Source organism: Mycobacterium sp., from assembly GCF_052143115.1.
Taxonomy (GTDB): domain Bacteria; phylum Actinomycetota; class Actinomycetes; order Mycobacteriales; family Mycobacteriaceae; genus Mycobacterium.
The window spans coordinates 1-2,577 of sequence record NZ_JBKQTQ010000001.1; the positions used below are offsets into that span (position 1 = coordinate 1).

The 2,577-nt window shown below is 65.2% G+C and carries 2 protein-coding genes; both read right to left on the minus strand.

Annotated elements, in window-relative coordinates; translation table 11 throughout:
- Window positions 1-256: 256 nt before the first annotated feature.
- On the minus strand, window positions 257-1,330 hold the full coding sequence (locus ACLQI9_RS00005; RefSeq protein ID WP_442384916.1) for a S1C family serine protease: 1,074 nt from the start codon (window positions 1,328-1,330) through the stop codon (window positions 257-259).
- Window positions 1,331-1,839: 509 nt separating this feature from the next.
- The gene (locus ACLQI9_RS00010; protein WP_442390688.1) at window positions 1,840-2,220 is read right to left on the minus strand and encodes a response regulator; all 381 of its coding nucleotides are present in this window, start codon (window positions 2,218-2,220) and stop codon (window positions 1,840-1,842) included.
- Window positions 2,221-2,577 lie beyond the last annotated feature (357 nt).

A 2,577-nucleotide genomic window follows, 5' to 3' on the forward strand; every position in this document is an offset into this window, starting at 1 on the left:
GGACCGCGTCGAGGCGCTGGGCGGCCACTTGGATGTCGCCGGCCGTGAGGTCGGCCACGGCACCACGCTCACGGCAGAAATTCCTTGCGCATCAGCCTGAGTAGGCATTCCGACGCGGCCCATTAGCATTAGCGGCCAGTCAGCGCCGAAACGCATTGACCTCCAACATCGTAACGTCTCCGACCGGTGAAGATACTAGCGTATGCGATCGACCGTCGACGTTGGTGCTGAGCGTGATCGCCTCTGAGGGCTGACGTTACTGTCGACCCTGGTCGCTACCGAGGGTGACGTGCGCGGTCATAGGCAGACCCGAACTGTCGACGAAGACGAGAGTCACCGAGGCGCCGGGCTCCTTGGATTGCGCCGCGGCGATCAGTGCGTCACCGCTTCCGATGATTTGGTCATCGACTTTGGTGACCAGCGCGCCGGCTGTCAGCCCGGTCGCCGCCGCGGGGCTACCGCTTGCCACCCCGCTGATCCTGGCGCCGTGGGCGGAGAGGTCGCTGCTGGCCTGAACTCCCAGCCAGCCGTGCGATGCCCGCCCGGTGGCGGCCAGTTCCGCGGCGATGCGTGTGGCGTCGTCAACGGGAATGGCATAGCCGATGCCGATCGATCCGCGAGCTGCGATATTCGAACCGTCCGCGCTGGGCGCCACCGACTCCGCCGCGCTTATGCCGACCAGCGCGCCGTTCATGTCAACGAGTGCCCCACCCGAATTGCCCGGATTGATCGCGGCGTCGGTTTGGATGGCGTAGAACGCGCTTGGCGGAAGGTCCGGATCCGTAGCCGGGCATATCAGGCGGTTTAGCGCGCTGATGATGCCAGCGGTGACGGTGCCGCTCAAACCGAGTGGCGATCCGATCGCCGCCACTGGTTGACCGACGCGCAGATTCGCGGAGGAAGCGACCGAGATTGGGCTGAGCCCGGAAACATCGCGAGCGCGGCCAATTGCGATGTCGCTCTTTGGGTCAGCGGCGATCACGTCGAATGGCGCGGTGCGGCCGTCGTTGAACGTGACAGCGGTACTGACCGACGAGTGCCGCCCAGCGCTCATCGCTGCCACGACGTGGTTGTTGGTCATGATCAGCCCGTCCGTGGTGAGAACGACACCAGATCCCAACCGCGAGAGGTTGCCGTCGATGCTTTGCAATGTCACCACACTGGGCAATACCTTTGCGGCAACCTGCTCTATTGAGAATGCGCTGGGGGACGGCCGCATCATGGCAGAACTGGAGTCTGCGGATCGCGTGCCGACAGCGGGTGGATGGGCAAGCACAGCAACCGCGGCGCCGATCGCTGCGGCAAACAGCGTGACCTCCAAGCCGCGCATGATCAACGACCCACCACGGGCTAGCCTTTGCCGGCGCGCGGGCACCCGGGCCGCCCGGTGTGATGGGTATCGGCCGGGCCGCCCGAGACGCGACTGAGCGCCCGCGCCATCCCGCCTAACCGGTCGACCTTCGGACGTGGGCGTTACGCGGCAGCAGCTGTGGCCGTCTGACATGAGTGCTTTCCTCGCTATCGTTGACTCTAACGAGCGGAGTCGCCCAGTGCGTCGAAGGCAATGGGCCTCAACAAGTTCGGCTTGATCGCTCTTCGAACAACTGCCTTTGGGCAATGCCGTGGTTCCGTTCAGACTTGCGCCCAAGTCCTCTTGCTCAGGATGGCGCGTTTGCACACGTCTGTCGTTACCGGCAACGCCAATCGATATACCGCGCTAGCGGGTATCGTGCCGGAGCTGTGCGCGGCACAACCGCGCCGCCGCTCGAAGCGGTATCGCGGGCATGGCGGGTTGTGGCCGCAGTGGATCGGCGCCGTATTGGCCGGCCGCGTGTGCCGCTACCCGGCAAGTCCAAGGGCGTCGCGGATAGCATCACCAGACAGGGCGGCCTTGGGGATGAAGGCCAAAGCCGGGCTGGCGGCGACCAGTTCGGCGAAGTCCTCCTCGGCGTGCGTGGAGATCAAGATAGTCGGCATATCGGCGCCGAACCCGTTCCGGTGCAGCCGCTCGACGAGTTCAAAACCGCTCTCGTCGCCGAGGTCGATGTCGACAAGCGTCACGTCGGGCCGCAGGTCCTCGACACACTGCAGCCCTTCTGCGGAGGAGCTTGCCACCGCGACCACGCTGATTCCCTGATGCTCCAGCAACCGCGTCGCCGCATCGAGGAAATCGCGGTTGTCGTCGACGATCACACACCGCATCCGATCACCTAGTCTCACCAGTTCAGTTTGGGGTAGCGACGGACCGATCGCATGGAAGCTAGCAGGAAATTCGCGCCGAGTAGGGAAGGATTGGCGGCCCTGCTGTGACGCCGGTCGCAACCCAAGGGACCGACGGGCCGCGCGGCGGGGCGCGGGGCCACTGATCGGCGGCCAGGTACCGGCTAGCCGGAAGGCCGGACTGCGGGTGACCAGAGCCCGCCATGGTTGCCAGCGGTGCAGACGTGGGTCGGCGCGGAGGCAAATGTAAGGCGGGTAGTCGGATAGACGCCGTTCGGGCGCGACACGAGAGGTGAATCATGACCCTGCCAGTGGAATTGACTGCCGACGCGGACCCTACGGCCGGCTTCGAAAATC

Excerpts from the sequence above, each read along its gene's own strand:
- ACLQI9_RS00005 (WP_442384916.1), bottom strand. The coding sequence starts at position 1,330 with ATGCGCGGCTTGGAGGTCACGCTGTTTGCCGCAGCGATCGGCGCCGCG.